General features: G+C 69.8%; 21 protein-coding genes. 10 read left to right on the top strand and 11 right to left on the bottom strand.

What is annotated here, in order from left to right; genetic code table 11:
• Nucleotides 1-52: 52 nt before the first annotated feature.
• From AB0J06_RS06645 to dnaA, 5 genes are all read right to left on the bottom strand, one after another.
• Nucleotides 53-616: a DciA family protein gene (locus AB0J06_RS06645; protein ID WP_357425412.1), complete on the bottom strand. Its 564-nt coding sequence runs from the start codon at nucleotides 614-616 to the stop codon at nucleotides 53-55.
• Between the two features lie 25 nt (nucleotides 617-641).
• Nucleotides 642-1775: a DNA replication/repair protein RecF gene (recF, locus tag AB0J06_RS06640; protein WP_357425361.1), complete on the bottom strand. Its 1134-nt coding sequence runs from the start codon at nucleotides 1773-1775 to the stop codon at nucleotides 642-644.
• A gap of 5 nt (nucleotides 1776-1780) precedes the next feature.
• Entirely contained in the window at nucleotides 1781-2656 is an 876-nt protein-coding gene (gene gnd / locus AB0J06_RS06635; RefSeq protein WP_357425359.1) for a phosphogluconate dehydrogenase (NAD(+)-dependent, decarboxylating), read from the bottom strand.
• 34 nt (nucleotides 2657-2690) lie between these two features.
• On the bottom strand, nucleotides 2691-3824 hold the full coding sequence (dnaN, locus tag AB0J06_RS06630; protein WP_357425357.1) for a DNA polymerase III subunit beta: 1134 nt from the start codon (nucleotides 3822-3824) through the stop codon (nucleotides 2691-2693).
• Between the two features lie 835 nt (nucleotides 3825-4659).
• Nucleotides 4660-6633, bottom strand: coding sequence for a chromosomal replication initiator protein DnaA (gene dnaA / locus AB0J06_RS06625; RefSeq protein ID WP_357425354.1), 1974 nt, complete (start codon nucleotides 6631-6633; stop codon nucleotides 4660-4662).
• Nucleotides 6634-7284: 651 nt separating this feature from the next.
• On the opposite strand from dnaA, the gene rpmH reads away from it, so the two are divergent.
• From rpmH to AB0J06_RS06585, 8 genes are all read left to right on the top strand, one after another.
• Nucleotides 7285-7422 carry a 50S ribosomal protein L34 gene (gene rpmH, locus AB0J06_RS06620; RefSeq protein ID WP_357425352.1) on the top strand — a complete coding sequence of 46 codons (138 nt, stop codon included), beginning with the start codon at nucleotides 7285-7287 and terminating at the stop codon, nucleotides 7420-7422.
• 38 nt (nucleotides 7423-7460) lie between these two features.
• Nucleotides 7461-7871, top strand: a complete 411-nt coding sequence (gene rnpA, locus AB0J06_RS06615; protein ID WP_357425350.1) for a ribonuclease P protein component — start codon at nucleotides 7461-7463, stop codon at nucleotides 7869-7871.
• Between the two features lie 44 nt (nucleotides 7872-7915).
• Nucleotides 7916-8164: a membrane protein insertion efficiency factor YidD gene (gene yidD / locus AB0J06_RS06610; protein ID WP_357425409.1), complete on the top strand. Its 249-nt coding sequence runs from the start codon at nucleotides 7916-7918 to the stop codon at nucleotides 8162-8164.
• Nucleotides 8161-9156 carry a membrane protein insertase YidC gene (gene yidC / locus AB0J06_RS06605; protein WP_357425348.1) on the top strand — a complete coding sequence of 332 codons (996 nt, stop codon included), beginning with the start codon at nucleotides 8161-8163 and terminating at the stop codon, nucleotides 9154-9156. The genes yidD and yidC overlap by 4 nt, the downstream gene beginning before the upstream one ends.
• Before the next feature lie 119 nt (nucleotides 9157-9275).
• Nucleotides 9276-9968, top strand: coding sequence for a R3H domain-containing nucleic acid-binding protein (locus tag AB0J06_RS06600; protein ID WP_357425346.1), 693 nt, complete (start codon nucleotides 9276-9278; stop codon nucleotides 9966-9968).
• A gap of 7 nt (nucleotides 9969-9975) precedes the next feature.
• A complete protein-coding gene (rsmG, locus tag AB0J06_RS06595) occupies nucleotides 9976-10857 on the top strand; it encodes a 16S rRNA (guanine(527)-N(7))-methyltransferase RsmG (protein WP_357425344.1) in 882 nt (293 codons plus the stop codon).
• 387 nt (nucleotides 10858-11244) lie between these two features.
• Nucleotides 11245-12618 (top strand): ParA family protein, encoded by a 1374-nt coding sequence (locus AB0J06_RS06590; RefSeq protein ID WP_357425342.1) that lies wholly within the window; start codon nucleotides 11245-11247, stop codon nucleotides 12616-12618.
• Nucleotides 12619-12645: 27 nt separating this feature from the next.
• On the top strand, nucleotides 12646-13704 hold the full coding sequence (locus AB0J06_RS06585; RefSeq protein WP_357425340.1) for a ParB/RepB/Spo0J family partition protein: 1059 nt from the start codon (nucleotides 12646-12648) through the stop codon (nucleotides 13702-13704).
• Nucleotides 13705-15386: 1682 nt separating this feature from the next.
• Here the strand turns inward: AB0J06_RS06585 and AB0J06_RS06580 are convergent.
• Nucleotides 15387-15512 carry a hypothetical protein gene (locus AB0J06_RS06580; protein WP_357425338.1) on the bottom strand — a complete coding sequence of 42 codons (126 nt, stop codon included), beginning with the start codon at nucleotides 15510-15512 and terminating at the stop codon, nucleotides 15387-15389.
• Nucleotides 15513-16091: 579 nt separating this feature from the next.
• Between AB0J06_RS06580 and AB0J06_RS06575 the strand changes: the two genes are divergently transcribed.
• Nucleotides 16092-16901: a hypothetical protein gene (locus AB0J06_RS06575; protein ID WP_357425336.1), complete on the top strand. Its 810-nt coding sequence runs from the start codon at nucleotides 16092-16094 to the stop codon at nucleotides 16899-16901.
• Here the strand turns inward: AB0J06_RS06575 and AB0J06_RS06570 are convergent.
• Together AB0J06_RS06570 and AB0J06_RS06565 are read right to left on the bottom strand one after the other, a co-directional pair.
• Nucleotides 16898-17884 (bottom strand): D-alanine--D-alanine ligase, encoded by a 987-nt coding sequence (locus AB0J06_RS06570; RefSeq protein WP_357425334.1) that lies wholly within the window; start codon nucleotides 17882-17884, stop codon nucleotides 16898-16900. The genes AB0J06_RS06575 and AB0J06_RS06570 overlap by 4 nt on opposite strands.
• Nucleotides 17885-17891: 7 nt before the next feature.
• Nucleotides 17892-19208 (bottom strand): PLP-dependent aminotransferase family protein, encoded by a 1317-nt coding sequence (locus tag AB0J06_RS06565; RefSeq protein ID WP_357425332.1) that lies wholly within the window; start codon nucleotides 19206-19208, stop codon nucleotides 17892-17894.
• Nucleotides 19209-19476: 268 nt separating this feature from the next.
• Between AB0J06_RS06565 and AB0J06_RS06560 the strand changes: the two genes are divergently transcribed.
• Nucleotides 19477-20136 carry a GNAT family N-acetyltransferase gene (locus AB0J06_RS06560; RefSeq protein ID WP_357425331.1) on the top strand — a complete coding sequence of 220 codons (660 nt, stop codon included), beginning with the start codon at nucleotides 19477-19479 and terminating at the stop codon, nucleotides 20134-20136.
• 34 nt (nucleotides 20137-20170) lie between these two features.
• Here AB0J06_RS06560 and AB0J06_RS06555 read toward each other — a convergent pair whose 3' ends face one another.
• From AB0J06_RS06555 to trxB, 3 genes are all read right to left on the bottom strand, one after another.
• The gene (locus AB0J06_RS06555) at nucleotides 20171-21334 is read right to left on the bottom strand and encodes an N-acetylmuramoyl-L-alanine amidase (protein WP_357425329.1); all 1164 of its coding nucleotides are present in this window, start codon (nucleotides 21332-21334) and stop codon (nucleotides 20171-20173) included.
• Between the two features lie 251 nt (nucleotides 21335-21585).
• On the bottom strand, nucleotides 21586-21909 hold the full coding sequence (gene trxA / locus AB0J06_RS06550; RefSeq protein WP_357425326.1) for a thioredoxin: 324 nt from the start codon (nucleotides 21907-21909) through the stop codon (nucleotides 21586-21588).
• A 32-nt stretch (nucleotides 21910-21941) separates the two neighbouring features.
• Complete coding sequence (gene trxB / locus AB0J06_RS06545) at nucleotides 21942-22895, bottom strand: thioredoxin-disulfide reductase (protein ID WP_357425324.1); 954 nt, start codon at nucleotides 22893-22895, stop codon at nucleotides 21942-21944.
• Between the last annotated feature and the right edge of the window lie 21 nt (nucleotides 22896-22916).

The following is a 22916-nucleotide window of genomic DNA, read 5'->3' as shown; positions in this document are numbered from 1 at the left end:
CTGCGCGAGTCGATGGGCTGGGACGCCGCCCGTCTGCGGGATCGCGCGACGATCAGCCGTACGTGTCCCGCGGGCCACGTCCCCGCACCCGTCGCGGTCCACGCTGCCAGGAAGGCGCAGCCGGCCCATGAATGTGCAGCTTGCGCACCACGTTATGACCGACCTCGCCGGCGATCCGTCGCAGCAGCGATGCCGCCAGCAGCCGAAGTTGGGTCGCCCAGGCGGTAGATTCGGCCTCCACCGTCAGCTCGCCGTTCTCCAGCTTCACCGGCCGGCTGTGCTTCGCCACGTCCGGCCCGACCACCCGTTCCCAGGCGCCGAACACCGTCGCCTCGGCCGCGGGCTGCTGCCACCCGCGCGCCTTCATCAGCCGGTTCAGCACATCGCCGAAAAGCTGCGGATCGCGAGGATCCGGACCCGGTCCGGAGTAGCCGCGCAGGCGCCGCCGGGGCTGGCCGTCCGTGCCCGGCTCGCCGTCGCCCGACCCCCCACCCGGGGTACGCCGTCGTGGCCGGTTTCCGTCACGTCGAGCCTTCGCGGCGTCGATGACCGCCCGGGCGAGCTGTGGTCCGGTCGCCGGCGGGGGCAGGTCGACCCCCTCGGTCGACGGTCGCACCGGAACCTGCTTCTCCGGCCTGTCCTCATCCGGCACGGGACACCTCCCCCTCGCGTACCTCGAATCGGGCACCCCGCAACGCCGCCGGCACGTCTTCCGCGACAGCGCACGTCACGAGCAGTTGACTCGCCCCGCCGACGAGCTCGGCGAGCCGTTCCCGACGCCCCGCGTCGAGTTCGGCGAACACGTCGTCGAGGGCGAGCACCGGCTCGATCCCGTCCGCCCGCAACAGGTCGTACCCGGCCAGCCGCAGCGCCAGCGCGTACGACCAGGATTCCCCGTGGCTGGCGTAGCCCTTCGCGGGCAACGGCCCGAGTGTGAGCGTCAGATCGTCGCGGTGCGGCCCCACCAGCGTCACCCCCCGTTCCACTTCGGAGGGCCGGGCGTCGGCGAGCGCCGCGCTCAGCGCGCTCTCCAGCATGGCGCGGTCCGGCACGGGCTCGGCGAGCTCGAGCGACGGCCGGTACGTGACCCCGGCCGCACCCTTGCCGGCCGCCACCGCGTCGTACGCCTTCGTCACGTGCGGGGCCAGCGCGGCGACCAGCTCCAACCGGCCGGCGAGCAGCTCAGCGCCGTGCTGCGCGAGATGCGTGTCCCACACGTCCAACGTGGACAGGTCACCACCCCGCGAGCCGCCCGTCTTGCGGGCCAGGTACGCCGTGCGCAACAGAGCGTTGCGCTGTTTGACCACCCGGTCGTAGTCGGCGCGTACGCCGGCGAACCGGGGAAGCCGCGCGACCAGCAGATCGTCGAGGTAACGGCGGCGCTCTGCCGGGTCACCGCGAACCAGTTCCAGATCCTCTGGAGCGAAGAGCACGAGCCGGAGCGCGCCGAGCACATCGCGGGCCCGACGCACCGGCGACCGGCCGAGCCGTGCGCGGTTGGCCCGCCCGGGCACGATCTCCAACTCGACCAGGAGTTCGCGTCCCTCATGGGCGATCTCGCACCGGACCACGGCCGAGGTCGCACCGGCCCGGACCAGCGGGGCGTCCGTGGCGACCCGGTGACTTCCGAGCGTCGCGACGTAGCCCAGCGCTTCGACCAGGTTGGTCTTGCCTACCCCGTTGGAACCGATCAACACGTTGGCGCCGGGCTCGAACTGGAGCTCCACGCGCTCGTAGGAGCGGAAGTTGACCAGTTCGAGCCGCCGGACGTACATGCGAGCTACGGGTTCTTGTGGATGGCGTGCCCGCCGAACTGGTTGCGCAGCGCGGCGACCGCCTTCATCGCGGGCGAATCTTCCTGGCGCGAGGTGAACCGGGCGAAGAGCGAGGCGGCGATGACGTTCATCGGCACCGCGAGCCGGATAGCCTCCTCGACCGTCCAGCGCCCCTCGCCCGTGTCGTCGGCGTAGCCGCGCAGGCCGGCCAGCCGCGGGTCCTCGTCGAGAGCGGCGTCGAGCAGGTCGAGCAGCCACGAGCGGACGACGGTGCCCTCGCGCCATGACTTGATCACACCGGGCACGTCCGTGATGAGCTCGGACGCGGCCATCAGCTCGTAACCCTCGGCGTACGCGTGCATCAGGGCGTACTCGATGCCGTTGTGGACCATCTTCGAGTAGTGCCCGGCGCCGACCGGTCCGGCGTGCACGAAGCCGAACTCACCCTCCGGCTTGAGCGATTCGAAGATCGGCATCAGCCGCTGCACATGCTCGGCGTCTCCGCCCACCATCAGGGCGTAGCCGTTCTCCCGGCCCCACACGCCGCCGGAGACGCCGGCGTCGACGTAGCCGATGCCCTGCGCGGCGAGCCGCTCGGCACGCGGCCCGTCGTCGCTGAAGCGTGAGTTTCCGCCGTCGACGATGATGTCGCCCGACGAGAGCAGACCGGCGAGCTCGTCGATGGTGGCCTCGGTGACGCCCGCGGGCACCATCACCCAGACGGCGCGCGGCGCGGCGAGTTTGTCGACCAGCTCAGCGACGCTGGCGACATCGCTCACGTCCGGGTTGCGGTCGAAGCCGAGCACCTCGTGCCCCGCCGCGCGCAACCGCTCGCGCATGTTGCCGCCCATCTTGCCGAGCCCTACGAGGCCGAGCTGCATCTGAGTCCCCCTCCACTTCGCCGGTTCAACGCGCTCAGCGGGTTACCCGGATTGGCATGATCAGGTAACGGTAGCCAGGGATGATCTCCCCGTCCTCGTCGCACGGCGAGATCACCGCGGGCTTGAACGCGTCGACGAAGGAGAGCACCGCGGTCGGCGCGCCGAGGTTCTGCAGCCCGTCGATCAGGTACTGGGGATTGAAGCCGATGGTCAGCGGCTCACCCGTGAACGTCGCCTCCATCGCCTCGCTGGCGCGGGCCTCCTCCGTGCCGCCCGCCTCCACGACGAGGCCGTCGGAGCTGAAGCTCAGCAACACCGGGGTGGTGCGCTCGGCGACCAGTGCCACGCGACGGACGACCTCGATCAGCGCGGCGACGGAGACCCGGGCGTCGGCGTTGTGGGTGCTGGGGAAGAGCGAACGCACCGGCGGGTAGTTGGCGCCGTCGAGCAGCCGGCTCGTCGTGCGGCGGGTGCCCCCCGCGAATCCGATCATGCCCTCACCCGCAGCGCCCTGCGCGAGCGCCATCGTCACCACGCCGCCGAGTGGACCCATGGTCTTGGCGGTGTCAGCCAGGGTGCGGGCCGGCACGAGCGCGTTGAGGCTCACGTCCGGGTTGTCGGGGTGCCACTCGATCTCGCGCAGGGCGAGCCGGTAGCGGTCGGTGGCGAGCATCGCCAGCGTCGACCCGTTGAGTTCGATCCGTACGCCGGTCATCATCGGCAGCGTCTCGTCCCGGCCGGCGGCGATGGCGACCTGCTGCACGGCGGTGGCGAAGGCGGCGGCGTCGATCCGGCCGGCGCTGGCCGGCATGTCCGGCAGGCTGGGGTAGTCCTCGACGGGCATCGTCGGCAGCGTGAACCGCGCGCTGCCGCAGACCAGCTCGAGATGGGATCCGACCGCGGCGATGTCCACCGGCTTGGCGGGCAGCGCCTTGGTGATCTCGGCGAGGAGGCGGCCGGAGACCAGCGCGGCGCCGTCGGCGTCGCCCTGCACCTCGACCGTCACCTGGCTGGACACCTCGTAGTCGAAGCCGGAGACGTGCAGGCTTCCGTCGACGACCCGCAGCATCACACCGGCAAGCACCGGCACCGATGGACGGCTGGGCAGGCTCTTCGCCGTCCACGCCACGGCGTCGGCGAGCGCGTCGCGTTCCACTCGGAACTTCATGCCATGCCTCCGGGTCGACTCAGGGGGTCTGCCTCGTGTGCCGGCCCGTGTGAAAACAGGCGGCGAGCCACACGGGCCCTATTTAACTTTAGGGCGCGGGGTCAGCGGGCGCGCGCCCGGCCCCGGTGATTTGGCCTTTCGGTTGCATCCCGGTGGCCCACCTGTCCGGTGGATCCACAGAATCCCCAACCCTGATGATTGTTTTTTGTTTCTTTAGAAGAAATATCTCATCGTCTTCATCGGGGCTGTGCGAACTGTGGAGAACGTGAGTTTCCCCAGGCCAGACCCGTTATCCACCGGTGAGTTTCATGTGGAGAACCAGGGTGATAACTGCCGAAGATCTCCACAGGTAGCGGTGGTCACGCAGTTGTCCCCAGTTGTCCACCGGTCATCCACCGGTTATCCCCTGGGTTTCTCCCCACCTGTGGGGATGATCCAGCGGGCCGGGCGACAGTCATCCCCAGAACCTTCAACAGGACACCCACAGGCACAAGCGTTTCGTGGACAACTGATGTCATGGAAGACACTCGTCCCCAGAACCTTCAACAGCTCGCACACAGGCTCGTCCCCGCCCGTGGATATGTCGTCGCAGCCGTCGACCGTCCACACGTTGTCCCCAGGAGTTGTCCACAGGTTGTGGGTTGTGCGGAGAGACGGCACTACCGGTTGTCCACGGATGGTGGATAACCGGTAGTGGATAACGTGTGGACGGCTGTGGACGGCGGCGCGCGCAGTACGTCCGTCATGTGCACAGCGAAACGTGGAGCGGCGCCGCCACCGGAATCCGGTGCGGCGGTCAACGACTGACGCCGGGTGTGACGGAGCCGGGCGGTGGCTACGTGTTCTGCTTGATCCTGTTGGTCAGCTCGGCGATCTGGTTGTAGAGCGAGCGCCGCTCGGCCATCTGCTGACGGATCTTGCGGTCGGCGTGCATCACTGTGGTGTGGTCCCGGCCACCGAACGCCTGCCCGATGCGGGGCAGGGAGAGATCGGTCAACTCGCGGCACAGGTACATGGCGACCTGCCGGGCGTTGACGAGCACCCGCGAGCGCGAATGACCCTTAAGGTCGTCCATGCTGACGCCGAAGTAGTCGGCGGTGGTGACCATGATCTGGTCAGCCGTGATCTCCGGGCCGGCGCCGTCGGGAATGAAGTCCCGCAGCACCTCCTCGGCCAGGGCCAGTTCGACCGGCGAGCGGGTCAGCGAGGCGAACGCGGTGACCCGGATCAGCGCGCCCTCCAGCTCCCGGATCGAGGCGGAGATCCGCGAGGCGATGAACTCCAGCACGTCCGGCGGGGCGAAGAGACGTTCCTGCGCCGCCTTCTTCTGCAGGATCGCGATCCGGGTCTCCAGATCGGGTGGCTGGATGTCGGCGAGCAGCCCCCACTCGAAGCGGGTGCGCAGTCGGTCTTCCAGCGTCGCCAACTGCTTCGGCGACCGGTCCGACGTGATCACTAGCTGCTTGTTCGCGTTGTGCAGCGTATTAAAGGTGTGGAAGAACTCCTCCTGCGTCCGTTCCCGGTTCTCCAGGAACTGGATGTCGTCGATCAGAAGGATGTCCACGTCACGGTAGCGACGCTGGAACGCGCTGATCTTGTCGTCCCGCAGGGAGTTGATGAAGTCGTTGGTGAACTCTTCCGTGGAGACGTAACGCACCGACCGGGCGGTGCCCAGCGTCGTGGCGTAGTGCCCGATCGCGTGCAGCAGGTGTGTCTTGCCCAGCCCGGAGTGGCCGTAGATGAAGAGCGGGTTGTAGGCCTTCGCCGGCGATTCGGCGACCGCCACCGAGGCGGCGTGGGCGAAACGGTTCGACGATCCGATGACGAACGTCTCGAACATGTACTTGGGGTTGAGGCGGTTACCGCTGCCGGCGCTCTCCGTACCCGATCCGGGCCGCCGATCGTCGCGCCCTTGCTGGCGGTGATCGGCTGGCCCGCTGCGCCCCGGGCCACTGTCGGTCCGGCTGTCACGCGACAGGTCCCGCTGCATCGGCTCGTCACGGTGGCGGCGTTGCGTCTGATGCACATCCTCGCCGTAGCGGCGGTCCGGCTGCCGGTAGTCCACCCCACCCCGGTCGATGCCGTGATCCGCGTCGCGCGGCCCCATGCCCCGATGATCGCCGCCGTGCTGGTTCGGACTCCGGTGATCGCCGCCGTGGTAGTCGGGGGCGGGATAGTCCGTCGGCTGGTAGTCGTTGGGCGGGTAGTCCGGTCCGCGGTGGCTGTTCGCCCGGCGGTCGCCGCTCTCGCCGCCGTGCTCACGGCCGGGTGCGTCCGGTGCCGGGTACGGCGCCGCGAAGAGGGTGTCCTGACCGTTGCGGGCCGGCGGCACGACGCCGGCCGGGCCCATCGCCGCCGGCTGCGGGGCAGGGTGCGGCGGGCCGCCCTCCCGGCCGCCCGTGTGGGGCGGCTCGACCGGCTCGCTCTCCGCCCGGTGCGGTTCGGTCGTACGACCCGGTGCGTTCTGCGGGTAGCCGGGTTGCGTCGGGAATCCGCTGTCCGGGCTCACCGTGCCGTAGACCGTGCCGGTGGGCCGACCCTGGCCGTCTTCGGGTGGGCGCACGGTGACGGCCACCTGGATGGCGCGGCCGAGCCGGCGCGAGAGCGCTTCGGTGATGGCCGGCCGGAGCCGGGACTCGATGACGTCGCGGGTGAAGGAGTCCGGCACGGAGAGGAGCGCGGTGTCCTCGACGATGGCCCGCAACCGGGTCATGCGCAGGTAGGCGCGTTGCTGAGCCGAAACGATCTCGTCGGCGAGCTCGTCGGTCGCCGCCATCCACACTGCGGCAAGGTCAATCGTGTCGGCCACCGTCGCGCCACCCCCATCGCTTCCGATTTCCCGACCGCCGTTGCGCAGCCGAGGTGGCCATTTCGGCGCCTGCCCCGCTATCTACCAGGCACGACGCTTCGTGCCGCGGATTGCTCCGGACTGTTGTCCACAGGTTATCCACACCCTGTGTACCGACTGATCTCGGCCCCCGCCCGACGCTGACCTGCCGGTGGCTCGTCCGGTCCTGAAGCAGGTTCACCTTTCGAACGATCGACTGCCTCATCAGGTTCCGCTTCCGTGGAGGCGGGACCTGTGCTCTTGATGTCGACCGCAAACGGGCACGCTAACAGCGTTGTCCACAACCCTTCAACCGCTGGCCACGTCGCCCCTTGTCGGCATGCGCGAAAACCACCTTCGCGGGCGTACGCTGGTGGGCGGCGGATCCCACGGCGTGTCCCACCGTAGCGGTGTTTGACGGTGGTTGTCGCGGTGCGTAAGCTAGAGCGGCTGCTCCGTTGCCCTCTGATAGGGTGACGGTTGTTTGCTGCTCACGGCCGCATGTCACCGCAGCCGAGCGGCAAGGAGCACGGACATCATCGCGGCGGTCCGTCCCGGTGCAAGGGCCGACGCCAGACCACCACACGATCCCGGACGGCAGCGTTCGGGGCGTACGAAGACGGAGAGCCTGACGTGAGCAAGCGCACGTACCAGCCCAACAACCGCCGGCGCGCAAAGACCCACGGCTTCCGGCTGCGCATGCGCACCCGGGCCGGCCGCGCCATTCTCTCCGCCCGCCGCGCCAAGGGCCGCGACACCCTGTCGGCCTGAGGCCCGACGGTGTCCGGCCCGGGGAAAAAGTAGGCATCATGCTGTCCGCCGCTCAGCGACTGCGGCGCAGCATCGAGTTCGCCGCGGCGGTCCGCGGCGGTCGACGTGCCAGCCGGGGCGCGGTGGTTGTCCACCTCACCCTCCCGGACGCGGAACAACACGGATCATCGAAGCCGGCGCCTGTCGGGAGCGAAGCGTCACAGCTCCCCACACGCGCCGGCTTCGTCGTGTCCAAGGCTGTTGGCAACGCGGTGGTGCGCAACAGCGTCCGACGGCGGTTGCGGCACCTGGTCCGGGAGCGGCTCGCCGAACTGCCCGCCGGCGCCACGGTCGTGGTGCGTGCCCTCCCGCACGCCGCGGGCATGCCGTACGACCGGCTCGCGGCCGACCTCGACGCGGCGCTCGCCACGGCCCGCAGCCCGCGCAAATCTGCGAGACGTCCACGGTGACCGGCAACACGCCGCCGCCGCGGCCCACGACACTCGGTGGCCGCATACTGGCCGGACCCATCATCGCGTACCGTCGTTGGATAAGCCCGGCACTGCCGGCCCGCTGTCGGTTCTATCCGTCGTGCAGCGCCTACGCCCTGGAGGCGGTCGCGCGGCACGGTGCTCCCCGGGGAGCCGTGCTGGCGGTCCGGCGGCTGTTGCGCTGTCACCCTTTCCACCCTGGTGGGTATGACCCGGTGCCGCCGCCGGGCCGCCGCCACCCTCGTGCCGATGTGACTGGAGCCCCGAATTGAGTCTCGACTGGGTCTACTGGGCGATCTCGTGGATCCTGCTGATGTGGCACTCCGCGTGGGACGCGATCGGCGTCCCGGTCGGGGCCGTCCTGGGCACCAACTGGGCCTGGATCCTGTCGATCATCTTCCTGGTCGTCACGCTCCGGGTGATTCTCTTCCCGGTCTTCGTGAAGCAGATCAAGTCGCAACGCGCCATGCAGGCACTGCAGCCCAAGGTCAAGGAGCTTCAGGAGAAGCACAAGGGTGACCGGGAGACGCTCCAGAAAGAAATGATGGAGCTCTACCGGAAGGAGAAGGCCAATCCCCTGATGGGCTGCCTCCCGATGTTCCTGCAGATCCCGGTCTTCCTCGGGCTCTTCCACGTGCTGCGGCGGCTCGACCCGGCGAAGCAGGCGAAGGAGCTCTACGGCTGGAGCACGGAACAGTTCGACAGCGCCGCCACCGCGAAGCTGTTCACCGCGCCCATCGCCGGCAAGTTCGGCTCCACCGCGGACGAGCTGGCCCGCCTCGGCGCGAACGGCACCACGGTCAAGATTATCGCCGGGCTTCTGGTCCTGATCATGATCGCGACGACCTACCTGACCAGCCGCCAGATGATCCTCAAGACGGGTTGGGCCGAGGACCCGCAGCAGCGGATGATCCAGAAGCTGATGCTCTACGGCATCCCGGCCTCGTTGCTGGTGTCCGGTGCGATCTTCCCGATCGGCGTGATCATCTACTGGGTCACGAACAACCTGTTCACTCTCGGCCAGCAGCAGTGGGTGCTGCGGAAGTTCCCGCCGCCGCCGGTGCTCGGCAAGGACGGCAAGCCGATCCCCGCCCCCGCCCGCAAGACGGCGCAGCCGGCCAAGCCCGGCCTCTTCGGCCGCTCGAAGCCGACCGCCGAGCAGCCGCAAACCGCCGCGACGACCGAGGGCAAGGCGCTCGCCCCCAAGCCGGGCGCCAAGCCGGTGAACCCCAAGAAGAGCCGCCCGGCCAAGCGCCAGGGTTGACGCGACCGGTGCCGGCCGGCAGCCCTGTGCTGCCGGCCGGCACGGGGTCCGGGCCGAACGCGCGACCCGCGCGAGGCCCGGCCCCCGGAAACCGTGGCGCTCCCCGTCCGTCGCAGTCGATGGGCGAGCCAGAAGACGTGCCCGCGGGCATCGGCGATCTCCCGCCGGCCCCCGGGAACCAGCGGACCGTCCAGGTCCGGCCGAGCGAGTACGGAGATGAGACCGTGACGGACACCAGCCTTCCCAGCGCCGAGCAATCCCTTGATGAGGAGAACGCCCCGACCACGGTCGTGGTGCAGGACGACGACAGCGACGTCGAGGAGACCGCCACGGAACCGGCGGGCAAGACCGACAGCGACCTGTTCCGGCAGAGTGAGATCGCCGCGGACTACATCGAGGGCCTGCTCGACATTCTCGACTACGACGGCGATATCGACGAGCTGGTCTCCGCGGGCCGTCCGGTCGTCGAGGTCGTCGGCGGTGGACTCCAGGCGCTCGTCGGCCAGCGCGGCGCCACGCTGGAAGCGCTGCAGGAGTTGACCCGGCTCGCGGTCTTCCGCCAGACCGGCACGCCGAGCCGGCTCCTGCTCGACGTGGGCGGTTACCGGGCCAATCGCCGCAAGGAGCTCGCCGCGGTGGCGAAGAACGCGGTGGAGAAGGTCAAGGAGTACGGCGAGCCGGTCCGCCTGGAGCCGATGTCCGCGTTCGAGCGCAAGTGCGTGCACGATGTGATCAACGCGCTCACCGGGGTGGAGAGCGAATCCGAGGGTGTCGAGCCCAACCGGCGCATCATCGTCCGTCCGGTCGACTGAGATCGCGATGACCGCACCGAATGAACGAGCGGCTGGTGCCGCGTCCGGCCCGGGTGGCAGCAATGCACCCGGGCCGGTCCCGTTGTCGACTCCGGCAGACCCGCCGCACCGTACCGACGACGACACCGCCGTCCGGCTGCCGCCCGAACTGTCCGACGCTGCACGCGCGCTTTTCGGTGATCGGCTTGGACTGGCGGCGGCCTACGCGCAACTGCTCGCCACCGAGGGAGTCGTCCGCGGGCTGATCGGCCCGCGCGAAGCGCCGCGGATCTGGGACCGACACCTGCTCAACTGCGCCGCCGTCGCGGAGCTGATCCCGTCCGGAGCGTCGGTGACCGACGTGGGATCCGGGGCCGGGCTCCCCGGTCTCGTTCTCGCGGTGGCGCGGCCCGATCTCTCGGTCACCCTGGTGGAGCCGCTGGCACGGCGGACCGCCTTCCTGTCCGAAGCCGTGACGGCGCTCGGCCTTGAGGCGACCGTGACGGTGCTCCGGGCGCGCGCCGAGGATTGTGTCCCGGGTGGTCCCGTCGCTGATCTCCTCTCCCCTGCCGACATCGTCACCGCGCGAGCCGTCGCGCCCCTCGACAGACTCGCGGGGTGGTGCCTGCCGCTCGCTGTGCTCGGCGGTCGCATGCTCGCGATGAAGGGCGCGTCGGCGGCAGATGAAGTGGCGGAGCACCGTGACGTAATAGATCGCTTCGGAGGTGGCACCCCGGTCGTTAGGTGGTGCGGGGCCGAGTTGATCGAGCCACCGACGACCGTCGTGGAGATCGTTCGAGAACGCGACGTCGTGCCAGCACGTGCAGGGTCGTCGCGAAAGGCGGCCCGTTCGGGTCGCCGCTCCGGATCGGACGGAGGGCCCGGACGCGGGAAAACGCGGAGGGGCTAAATGGTCGGGTGGGGAACACCGGGCAGTGTCGGAGCCTCACCCACGGCGTCTGACGGTGATGTCGGACACGCGAACAAGACGCGGGCAGCGGACGTCGGGTGGCCGCCCGACGCGCCCCCGCGATGCGGCGGGACGCTGGGACTTGTGGGCGGTTTTCTCGTTTTTGTCCGTTCATCTTCGACCGTCGATCGAGCTCACGTGGCGGACACCCGTGGCCTCACGAGCCCATCGGCCGTAGGCTGGCCGCGCGTCGATAGTGTGGTTCGGGCGGCGGTGGGCAGAGGGATCGAGCCCCCGCCGTTTCTTGCCGGACCACACGCTTCGCCCGATAGCGCGGACGGAAGCGCTGCCGGTGCCGATCCATCCGAAGCGGGCAGGGATGACACGGTGCATGACGACGGTAGGTACGACGAGCAGGGGGTGACTGTCGGTGGTTACCGAGCTGCCAGTGCCCCTGTTTCACGTGAAACTGACTATGGCAGGCAGCCGGGCGTCCAGAGGGGCGCACAACACCCGACAGAGGGCGCAGACGATGTCGCGGCAGTGCCCCAACCGCGGGCCGGCAACGGCTACTCCGGACCCGGCAACCCGCCGCGGTCGAACTACCACGACACGCCCGATACACGTGTAGGCGCTCGGAGCGCGGCGTCGACCGGATCGCGCGACAGCGCCCCCGAAGACGAGGTTGCCGACGGCGACCGCGCGAAGCCCCGGCGGCCCGCACCGTCCCCGCGACCACAAGTGGGCTCGGCGCGCGTCCCAGCGGTGCACGTGACCCCGAACGGCGGCGAGCGCCCCGACACGCCAAACGTCGCAGCAGGACCCTTCCCCGATGAACCAGTGGCTGACGGATACGTTTCACGTGAAACTCCGTCGCGTGAAGAGGATGATCCCCCGTTGGCTATGGAGGCGTTGCGTGCCGTGCAGATCCTCAACCCGAGCGGTGAGGTCATGATGCCCCGCCCAGACCGGTCGCGGATCATGTGCGTCGCGAACCAGAAGGGTGGCGTGGGCAAGACCACGACCACCGTCAACCTGGCGGTCGCCCTGGCGTTGCACGGCAACCGAGTTCTGGTTGTCGACCTCGACCCGCAGGGCAACGCCTCGACCGGCCTGAACGTCCCCCACCACGCGGGCGTCCCCGATGTCTACGACTGCCTCATCGACAACGTGCCGCTCGTCGAGGTCGCGCAGGCTGTCGAGGGCATCCCCAACCTCTGGTGCGTCCCGGCGACGATCGACCTCGCCGGCGCCGAGATCGAACTCGTCTCGGTCGTCGCGCGCGAATCCCGGCTCGCCCGTGCGATCGCCGCCCACCCCGCGCAGTTCGACTACGTCTTCATCGACTGCCCCCCCTCGCTGGGCCTGTTGACCGTCAACGCCCTGGTTGCGGCCCAGGAGGTGCTGATCCCCATTCAGTGCGAGTACTACGCGCTTGAAGGGCTCAACCAGCTGATCAACAACATCAACCTGGTCAAGCAGCACCTCAACCCCAACCTGGACGTCTCGACGATCCTGCTGACGATGTACGACCGGCGGACACGGCTCGCCGACGCGGTCGAACAGGACGTGCGCAACCACTTCGGTGACAAGGTGCTGCAGGCGGTCATCCCCCGAAACGTCCGCGTCTCGGAGGCTCCCAGCTACGGCCAGTCGGTCATGACCTACGATCCCGGATCGCGGGGTGCGACGAGCTACTTCGAGGCAGCTCAAGAGATTGCCGAGCGCGGGGTCACGGCACCCCTCGGCCGCAATGCGTAGGCGGGCAACAATGGTGGGAGGCGTGGCATGAAGAACCGTCCGCGGGGCGGCCTGGGTCGAGGGCTGGGGGCACTGATCCCCACGGCCCCCGTACAGGCGGCGGGGGTGGCCACCGTCGAGGCGCAGCCCGTCCAGCCCGATGTGCCCGCGCCGACGCCAGCGCCGGAGCCGGCAGCGGTTCTGCCGGCTCCTCCGGCTGCCGCTCCCCCGGCCGAACCGGAGGTCGAGCCGGAACCGGTCGTCGAGTCGGGACCGGAACTCGCGCCGGTGCCGGGAGCGCGCTTCGCCGAGCTTCCGGTTGACTCGATCGTCCCGAACTCGAAGCAGCCCCGGCAGGTCTTTGACGAAGAGGCGCTCGAGGAGCTGAAGGTCTCCATCCAGGAGGTCGGCTTCCTCCAGCCGATCGTGGTGCGTCAGCTCGAAGGCGAGCAGTACGAGCTCGTCATGGGTGAACGTCGGTGGCGGGCAGCGCAGGCGGTCGGCCGCGAGTCGATCCCGGCGATCGTGCGGGATACCCGCGATGACGCGATGCTCAGAGACGCGCTCCTGGAGAACATCCACCGGGCAAACCTCAACCCGCTCGAAGAAGCGGCCGCATACCAGCAGCTGCTCGACGAGTTCGGCGCGACGCATGAGGAACTGGCCCGCCGGATCGGACGGAGCCGGCCGCAGATCTCCAATACGATTCGCCTGCTCAACCTGCCCGCTCCCGTTCAGCGCCGGGTGGCGGCGGGCGTGCTGTCGGCCGGCCACGCGCGCGCACTGCTCGGCCTCGAGGACGCCGCGACGCAGGAGGCGCTGGCACTCCGCATCGTGGCTGAAGGGCTCTCGGTGCGCGCGACCGAGGAACTCGTCTCGCTCGCACTCGCGGACGGACCGGCGAAGGACGCCCCGAAGCGGAGAGCCAAGCCGCACGCCCCCGCGCTGACCGATCTCGCCGACCGGCTCTCCGACCGGTTCGACACCCGGGTGAAGGTCGATATCGGCCGCAGCAAGGGCAAGATCACGATCGAGTTCGCCACCGTTGACGACCTTGAACGCATCGTCGGCATCATCGGCGTACAAGACCGGCAGCCGGAAGACTGACCACCCGACAGCGGGCGGCGATGGCCGCGGACCTTCACGGGTCCGTGGCCATCGCTTTTTCTCGGCAAGAAGAGCCCGCGTTTCACGTGAAACGCCGGAGGCCGAAGCGTACCCGGCGTCGTGCTGTCGACCGTTCCGGACTCCCGCCACTACAGCTGACATCCGGATCGCGGGCCGCGCTCCCCGACCGGGCCGCACTACCCTGGCTTCCCCGGGCGGTGTCCCCGTCCGCCGCTCCCCGTGGCGCTTGTAGGCACCTGGCTCCCTGACTCGGGTGCCGTGGCGCCGGCGGGTTCGAACCGCAGCGGACGCGCGTCCCGAGCCGTTTCCGCGGGGTCGACGGCGGCGCGGCGGGGTGCTCGTGCAGGGCCGTCCGGTCTCCCGCCTCGCGCAGACCGTCTACACCAGGACGATCTCTTGGGGTGGCGAATCCTGCGCGATGCTTGCTCTCGCGCGTTGGCGTCAGAGCCGAATCGCGGGATGAGTGGGTAGCGCTGTCGTGGGTGGTGGCACGGTCTCGTTGGTCCGTTGTACCTGCTACTCCGCCTCGCCGCTGTCCGGCCCGCGAGGTCGTGTCTCAGGCGGACATGTGCTGGCAGCCGACCGCTCGTCGTGTTGGCCAATGAGGCGTCAGTCGACGGGCGGATGGGGCTCCGGCGCGGAGTCTGCGCCGAGGTCGTTGGCGAGTTGCGCCCGGGTCCGGTCGGGCAGCGGCGCGACCGGGGCTGGGTCCCGGGTGAGGTGACGTCGGAAAGAACGCGCAGGGCGCCTGTCCTTCAGTACCGGATTGGGAGTCGCGGCGCTTCCGCCGAACCTGATGGACCGCGCACCATCGCCCGTCTCGCCGCGCTTCCCCGCCCGAGCCGGGGGTGTCACGGTGCCGCCGACCGGATCCATGCCCGCAGCGGATGATGTCATCGACCGGCGCCGCCGCGCGGGCCGGCTCGGGCGGTAACGGCAGGCGGGCACGCGTCTCGTACCGTGCGACGCCTCCGGCGAGCGCGCTTCATCGTCCCAGCCGGGTTGCCCGCTCGCGGGCACCGTGCGACTTGCATTCCCCCGCAGGGGACATGATCCGGGGGTGTCACCGGGGCGGGCCGGGCCCGCGTCGGTGGCACGGTTAGCCGAGCCGGTCCAGCAGGTCCTCGTGCAGCTCATGTTCTGCCTCCACCGATCGGCGCAGACACTGACGCGAGACACGGTCCCTCGGCTGGATCTCTCTTCGTGGCGTGACTGTCGCCAGTCAGCGCCGGACGAGACTGGCTCATCTCCAGCGTGCGCCGGAAAGATGCACAGCGGGTACACCGTTTGCTGGACCTGGACGGCGCTGAGGATGGCCAACATGCGGTCGGGCTGGCGCCGGACGACCCTGGTTCACACGGGTATCGGGACTGAGCGGCCCCGCATCCCGCGTCCGGATTCTGCATCCAGAAGTCGGGGCACGGAGCGACCCGGCGACAGCGCATCGGCATCACCCCGGCGACTCCGCTGCCTTCGCCACCCTGCGGGACCCGCTATGCCGCGTCCATTGGGACCGCCGGAAGAACGCCAGCCACCACCACGCTCCCTCATCTGGCGGGCCGTCGCAGAGCACCGCCCTGTTCGTCAGCCGACGCCGTACGACGGCGCGGCGTGCAATGGCGCGAGCTGAGCGTTGCGTGGAAACCTCACCGCGGGCCTACCTACGACAAGTCGGCCGCCCGGTCGACTGCACGACGACGGACCGCGAACCACCCCTGCTCGTGCGGCGCAGCGGCGAAGCGGAGCTTGATGTCGCCGACCTCGTCACCGGGGCCGGTCGAGAGCATTCACTGCAAGCTGTCGGACGCCGAGGATCTCAGCACGTGCCTCGATAACCTGACCCTCACTGCGCCCGCGGCTCCGTCGATTCCGACCGGTGGCCCTCGGGACTCCCCTCCTCGGCGAGGAGGGCACCCGGATGTGCGCCTCAGAGCGCCGTCGGGAACCGCCGAGGCGCTGGCGTCGTAGCGACACCCGTTCCACGTGAAACGGCGGCGATCAGTCGAATTCCGCTCCCACGATCGCGACCTGGTCATGCGAACGGCTGTGGCGGGAACGTCGGTCGGGTTTGTTCCTGGCATCGGTCCCGAACCCGATTGGCCGTCGCCGCCGACCGCCAGGCGAGCTGATGCGTCATCCACAGGCGTTGTCCACAGGCAAGCGCGTTTCACGTGAAACCGCGCGTAAATCCCGGTCTCAGCCTGTGGATGACGGGGTCTGCGGCGGTGTTGCGGGGACGTTCTGGGGGCTCCCGACGGAAGGTGAGAAGCGGCGAGCATTGCTGCGCCGCCGGCTCCCTTTCCCGCTGACCCGACCGTCCGAAACGGGGAAGGACAGCCGTCACCGACTCGGTTAGGGTCAGCGTCGTGTCCCACACCCCCGGCTCTGTTCCCGACTTCGCCAACTGGCCCTCCTTCCCCTTCGAGGGCGACCTGCGCGTCAAGCAACTCGACGATCCGGTGGCCGTCGAACCACCGCGAAAGGGCGAGGACTCCACCGAGTGCATCGCCTGCAGCGCCCCAGACGAGGCGTACATCTGGGTGAGCGACCGCTGGCGCGTTCGCGCGATGGACCGCCCCACCGGGCTGCCGATGGTGCTCATCCTGGAGTCGCGGTCCCACCTCGACCTTGGCGACCTGCCCAACCTTCTCGCAGCGGAACTCGGTGTCATGACCGTACGACTGGAGCGGGCGATCCGATCGCTCGACGGCGTCGCCCGGGTGCACGTCAACCGCTGGGGCGACGGATCCGCGCATCTGCACATGTGGTTCCTGGCGCGCCCCTACGGCCGACTTCAGCTACGGGGCACTTTCCTATCGCTGTGGGACGACATCCTGCCGCCCATCTCCGAGGCGCAGTGGCGGGAAAACCTCGCCCTTGTCGCCGCCTGGCTCGCCGAGTTCGGCGGCCGGCCACTGGCGGAACCACCGCGCATCGAATGGCGGGCGCCGGCGAATCTGACGGAGCAGTCGGCGGAGGCGGCGAACGTAGCGGCGGCGAACGTAGCGGCGGCGGAGGCAGCGGCGGCGGACGCAGCGGGGGCCGAGGCAGCGGATGCGGACGGAGCGGCGGCCACGAAGAACAGTGAGAGCGCCTCCGTGGCCACCGCCGAGGCACCGGCCGGAAAGACCGACGAGCGACCGGTTTCGCGCGAACCGGAGCCGGCGGGCAGCTAAGGCCGGCGGCCGGCCGCGCGCGAAACCATCGTGGTGAGCATCGTGCCGAAGTCGAGCCCGGCGGCCTGCACGGCCAGCGGCAGCAGCGACGTCTCGGTCATCCCCGGCGAGACGTTGACCTCGAGCACGTGCGGCTGTCCGGCCGGGTCGACGATCAGGTCGACCCGGGAGAGGTCCCGCAGGCCGAGGGCGGTGTGCGCCGCCAGTGCCGTCTCAGCCACCTGGGCCGCCACCGCGGGATCGAGTCGGGCCGGGGCGTGCCAGGTGGTCAGTCCGGCCGTGTAGCGGGCCGCGTAGTCGTAGACACCGTTGCGGGGAACGATCTCCACAGCGGGGAGCGCCCGCGGCCCTTCCCCGAGGTCCACGACGGTGACCGCGACGTCCATCCCGGCGACGTAGCGCTCGACGAGCGCGGTCGAGTCGTACGAGAAGCAACCGACCATCGCGGCCGGGAGGGACGCGGCGTCGCGCACCACGGCGGCGCCGAGACCGGAACCGCCGTGGGCGGGCTTGACCATGAGGGGCAGATTGAGCCGCTCGGCGATCCGGTCGAGTACGGCGACGGCACCGAGTTCCGAGAACCGGTCATGCGGCAGCGCCACCCAGTCCGGCGTGGGGATGCCCGCCTCACGCAACACCGTCTTCGCGGACGGCTTGTCCCACGCCAGGCGGGAGGCGCGGGCGTCACAGCCGACGTAGGGGACGTCGTAGAGGTCGAGAACGCCGCGGAGTGAACCGTCCTCCCCGGTCGCACCGTGCAGGGCGATCACCACCGCATCCGGCGGGTCGGCCTGCAGAGCGGGAAGGAGCGCCGCGTCGGCATCGCGGAGTTCCGCGTCGACTCCGCTGGAGCGCAGCGCGTCGATCACGCGGCGGCCCGACCTGAGCGACACGTCCCGCTCGTACGACAGGCCTCCGGCAAGAACGAGGACCCGGACATCAGAGATCGGGGCCGGGGTCTTTGAGGTGGGTAGAGCGCTCATGCCGAGATCATGCCAAGTCGGGACCCGGGGTGTCCGACCCGGCCTGCCCCCGACGGCGACCCGTCGGACCGCCCATCGCACCGAAAACCTGGCGCATCGCGATCTCCTGCTCCATCACGCCCGCGAGCCGCCGCACACCTTCGCGGATGCGATCCGGTGGCGGGAAGGAGAAGTTGAGGCGTATGTGTCCCGCGCCGTTGCCGTCGGCGTAGAAACCGGTGCCCGGCACGTAGGCCACGCGGGCCGCGATGGCGCGCGGCATCATCGCCTTGGAGTCGAGACCCTGGGGCAGCGAGGCCCAGACGAAGAGACCGCCGCGTGGCTGCGTCCAGGTGGTGCCCGGCGGCATCAGGTCCTCCAGGGCGGTGAGCAACGCGTCGCGGCGCTCGCGGTAGATCTCGCGGTACGTCTTGAGCTGCTCGCGCCACGGCATGGTGGCCAGATAGGTGGCGACCGCGGCCTGCGCGTAGGCGCTCGGGCAGAGAATCTGGGCCTCGCTGGCGATGACAAGTTTGTCGCGGACCGCGTGCGGCGCGAGGATCCACCCGACGCGCAGCCCGGGGGCGAAGGTCTTGGAAAAGGTGCTCAGGTAGAAGACCCCGTCGCGACGGCGGGCGCGCAGCGGCGCCGGGGCGTCGCCGTCGAACCCGAGCTGCCCGTACGGGTCGTCCTCGATCACGAGCAGTCCTGCCCGCTCGCAGATGTCGAGCACGCGTTCGCGCCGCTCTTCGCTCAGCGTCACGCCGGCCGGGTTCTGGAAGGTGGGGATGGTGTAGAGGAACTTGGCGCGGCGGCCGGATCGCGCCACCTCGGCGATCGCCTGTTCCAGCGCTTCCGGCACGAGCCCGTCGGCGTCCATGGGCACGTGTACGACCTGCGCCTGTGCGGCCTGGAAGACGCCGAGAGCGCCGACGTAGGTCGGCCCCTCCGCGAGGACAACGTCGCCCGGGTCGAGGAACAGGCGGGCCACGAGGTCGAGCGCCTGCTGCCCGCCCACGGTCACCACCACGTCCTCGGGGGATGCGCCGCTGCCGGCGTCGATCCCGGAGAGCGCCATCACCTCGCAGATCCGCTCGCGCAGCTCGAGGGTGCCCTGACCGATGCCGTACTGCAGCGTCGTGGCCCCGCCCTCGCTCGCGAGTCGGCCGAGCATTTCGCCGACGGCGTCGAGTGGCAGAGCGGCGATGTACGGTGCGCCACCGGCGAGCGATACGACCTCGGGACGGCTGGCGACGGCGAACAGGGCGCGGATCTCCGACGCCGTCATGCCGCGTACCCGCCGCGCATAGCGGTCGGTGTAGTCGTCGAGTGTCGTGCCGGTCATGACATCACCTCGGTCGAGCGTCCCACGCGGTTGTGCCGGCGGCAATGGCGGCAAAAAGGGCTGGTTGGTCGATCGTAGTCCGGCGTGTCGGTGGCCGCGCCCGGATAGCGTGTCGGCTCACATCGCGGACACGCGGCGATTGCGCACTCTGCGCGACCTCTCCCCCGGCGCGAGGTTCCGGCGTACGATCCGACGTTGGGGACAAGGAGGCGGCGCGTGGCACGACTCGCGGTGTTTCGACACTCGACCGGTTTTTGAGGATGCGCCGATGTCGCGACGTTTGGTCAGTTTGACGCTGGACACGCTCGAGGACCTGCCGCGACCGTGCCGGCGATGCGTCTTCTGGGAGCTGGACCCGGTCTCCGCCGAGCGGGCGTGCGCCGCGGGGGACCCGGGGCTGGAGAAAGAGGCGTGGGTTTCGCAGACCCTGCTGGAGTGGGGTTCGTGCGGCAAGCTCGCCTACGTCGACGGCATGCCCGCCGGGTTCGTGATGTATGCGCCGCCGTCTTACGTGCCGCGGTCGCTCGCGTTTCCCACCTCACCCGTCTCCGCTGACGCCGCGCTGTTGACCACCGCGCACATCGTGCCGTCCTTCGCGGGTGGCGGGCTCGGGCGGATGTTGGTACAGGGGGTGGCGCGCGACCTGACGAAGCGCGGCATCAAGGCGATCGAGGCGTTCGGTGACGCCAAGTTCGGTGAGGTTGGCGAGGGCGAGCAGGGCTGCGTGGCGCCCGCCGACTTCTTCCTCTCGGTCGGGTTCAAGACGGTCCGGCAACACCCGCGCTATCCGCGGCTGCGGTTGGAGCTGCGTACGGCGCTGTCCTGGAAGTCCGATGTCGAGTACGCGCTGGAGAAGCTGCTCGGCTCGATGAGCCCGGAGACGTTGCTTCGCCCCGTCCGGCCGGCCACCCGTACGACGACGGTCTGACCGACGCGCTGCCGGCGGCGGCAGCGCGCCGTGTTCAGTCGAGCGCGCCGGCGGCGACCGCCGCGCGCAGCGTGCGCACGTCGATGGAGCCCGTGGGCACATCCTGCTCGACCGGGAAGTACATCCGCTGCACCGCTGCCACGATCGCGTCTACGACCTGGTCGCGGAAGAGCGGGTCGACGAGGCGGGCGCGGTCTGCGGGCGAGGTCAGGTAGCCGACGTCGACGCGGACCGCGGGCATCCGGGTCAGCCGCAGCAGCTCCCAGGTCTTGGCGTGGATGTGGCAGTCGCGCAGTCCCGTGCGGACGACGATCTCGCGCTGCACGAGGTTGGCGAGCCGCTCCCCCACCGTCGACGTCACGCCGTTGTCGGTGCCGTAGTGGTAGGTCGCCACCCCGTCCGCCTCCGGGTTGGCGTGCCCGTCGATGTGCAGGGAGATGAACAGGTCGGCGCCGAGGTCGTTGGCGAGCTGCGCCCGGGTGAGGTCGGGCAGCGGCGCGACCGGGGCCGGGCCGCGGGTGAGGTGCACGCGCATGCCCGCTGCCGCGAGCCGTCCCTCCAGCCGGGCGGCGAGGTCGTACGCCAGGTCGGCTTCCGTCCAGCGCAGCGGACCGTCCGGCACGACGATGCCCGGGTCGGCGGAGCCGTGCCCCGGGTCGACGATGACTGTCTTGCCAACCAGGTTCGGGCCCGACTCACGCAGGGCGTCGGCTTCCCGCAGCCACTGCGGTCGGCCACCGATCACCTTGCGGCCGAGCCGGCGCAGCGCGTGCATGGTCTGCGGCCCACAGGACCCGTCCGGCGACAACCCGACCTCGCGCTGGAACTGTGCCACGGCGCGCGCGGTGCGGGCGCCGTAGATGCCGTCCGGGCGGCGCACGTCGTATCCCATTTCGAGCAGGCGTTCCTGGAGTGTGCGGACGTCCTCGCCGATGAGCGGTTCGGGGATCGCGTGGAAGAGAGCGCGATCGCCGAGCCGCCACCGGGCCGCGTCCAGCGCGCGCCACGTCTCGGCGCCGACCTGGCCGTCGATACTGAGTCCGCGGCTCTGCTGGAAGGTGCGAACCGCCCGCTCCGCCTCCGCGTCGAAATCGTCGGCCCGGATCGGATCGGTGGGCCCGAGCAGGTCGAGACCGACGAGAACGGCTCGGATTTCGGTGACCGCGGGTCCGCGGTCACCGCGTCGGATCGGACGCACGTACGACCTCCCTCTGCGCGCTGTGGCGTGCTTGGCGGACCAATCGGGTGCTTGGCGGCCGCAGGGGGTCGCGGCTCCACCTTCGGTGAGAACGCTTCCGGAGCGTACCGTGAGCGCCTGCCCGGTGCCCTGTTGTTGAGGCTATGCTGACCGCCCAGACCCGGGGTATCGGACCCGGTTGTCGACCCCAGGACGAACCGCGCCCCGCATCCCACGGATGCGAGGCGCGGCTAGCCTGCGGACCGACGGTGCTACAGCGCCGCCTCGATCAACTTGACCAGATCGCCCTTCGGGCGGGCGCCGGCCACGGACTGCACCGGCTGGCCCCCCTTGAAGACGGTCAGGGTCGGGACGGACATCACGCGGTAGGCGCGGGCCGTCTCCGGGTTCTCGTCGATGTTGAGCTTGACGATGGTGACCTTGTCGCCCATCTCGCCGGCGATCTCCTCGAGCAGCGGCGAGACCTTGCGGCACGGCGCGCACCACTCGGCCCAGAAGTCGACCAGCACCGGCTTGTCGGACTGCAGCACGTCACTGACGAAGTTGGCGTCGGTGACTGCCTTGGTTGCTCCCACTAGAACCCTCCCTCGGGCACCCGGTTGGGTGATCAGACTTCCAGAGTTGCGATGAACCGCTCCGCGTCCAGCGCCGCCGAGCAGCCGGTGCCGGCGGCGGTGATCGCCTGACGGTACGTGTGATCGACCAGGTCACCCGCGGCGAACACGCCGGGGATGCTGGTGCGGGTGCTCGGGGCGTCGACCTTGACGTAGCCGCTCTCGTCGAGCTCGACCTGGCCGTGGAAGAGTTCGCTGCGCGGGTCGTGGCCGATCGCGACGAAGACCCCGGTCACGTCGAGCACCTTCGACTCGCCGGTGTGGGCGTTGCGCACCCGGACGCCGACGACCTTTCCGTCCTCACCGAGGATCTCTTCGATCACGGTGTTCCACTCGACGCGGATCTTCTCGTTGGAGAGGGCGCGCTCGGCCATGATCTTGCTGGCCCGGAACTCGTCGCGACGGTGGATGATCGTCACGGTCTCGGCGAACCGGGTGAGGAAGGTCGCCTCCTCCATCGCCGAGTCACCGCCGCCGATCACCACGATGTTCTGGCCGCGGAAGAAGAAGCCGTCGCAGGTGGCGCAGGAGGAAACGCCGTGACCGAGCAGCTCCTGCTCGCCGGGGACGCCGAGCGGGCGCCAGGCCGAGCCGGTGCTGAGGATGACGGCCTTGGCGCGGTACGCCGTCTCACCGACGTACACGGTGTGGGCCGCTCCCGACCCCGGCACACCGGTGTCAACGAGCTCCACACGGGTGGCGTCGTCGGTGATGAACTCCGCGCCGAAGCGTTCCGCCTGCTTGCGCATCGAGTCCATCAGCTCCGGACCCATGATGCCGTCGGAGAAGCCGGGGAAGTTCTCGACTTCGGTGGTGGTCATCAGGGCCCCACCGGATTGCACACCCTCGATGACGAGCGGCTTGAGGTTGGCCCGCGCGGCGTACACCGCGGCGGTGTACCCGGCCGGTCCCGAGCCGATGATGATCAGGTTGCGGACCTCGTCCACTGCCGACTCCCGATAGTGTGT

Origin of the sequence: Micromonospora sp. NPDC049679, from assembly GCF_040659735.1 — a bacterium.
GTDB lineage: Bacteria > Actinomycetota > Actinomycetes > Mycobacteriales > Micromonosporaceae > Micromonospora_I.
The sequence above is the reverse complement of the archived record's forward strand: the minus strand, read 5'-3'. Positions and strand labels throughout refer to the sequence as shown.

Coding starts and splice junctions, on each gene's coding strand:
- AB0J06_RS06600 (WP_357425346.1), top strand. CDS start 9,276: ATGGGCGAGCCAGAAGACGTGCCCGCGGGCATCGGCGATCTCCCGCCG.
- recF (WP_357425361.1), bottom strand. CDS start 1,775: ATGTACGTCCGGCGGCTCGAACTGGTCAACTTCCGCTCCTACGAGCGC.
- rsmG (WP_357425344.1), top strand. CDS start 9,976: ATGACCGCACCGAATGAACGAGCGGCTGGTGCCGCGTCCGGCCCGGGT.
- AB0J06_RS06580 (WP_357425338.1), bottom strand. CDS start 15,512: ATGCTCTCGACCGGCCCCGGTGACGAGGTCGGCGACATCAAGCTCCGC.
- AB0J06_RS06560 (WP_357425331.1), top strand. CDS start 19,477: ATGTCGCGACGTTTGGTCAGTTTGACGCTGGACACGCTCGAGGACCTG.
- AB0J06_RS06570 (WP_357425334.1), bottom strand. CDS start 17,884: ATGAGCGCTCTACCCACCTCAAAGACCCCGGCCCCGATCTCTGATGTC.
- dnaN (WP_357425357.1), bottom strand. CDS start 3,824: ATGAAGTTCCGAGTGGAACGCGACGCGCTCGCCGACGCCGTGGCGTGG.
- gnd (WP_357425359.1), bottom strand. CDS start 2,656: ATGCAGCTCGGCCTCGTAGGGCTCGGCAAGATGGGCGGCAACATGCGC.
- rnpA (WP_357425350.1), top strand. CDS start 7,461: ATGCTGTCCGCCGCTCAGCGACTGCGGCGCAGCATCGAGTTCGCCGCG.
- AB0J06_RS06585 (WP_357425340.1), top strand. CDS start 12,646: ATGAAGAACCGTCCGCGGGGCGGCCTGGGTCGAGGGCTGGGGGCACTG.
- AB0J06_RS06565 (WP_357425332.1), bottom strand. CDS start 19,208: ATGACCGGCACGACACTCGACGACTACACCGACCGCTATGCGCGGCGG.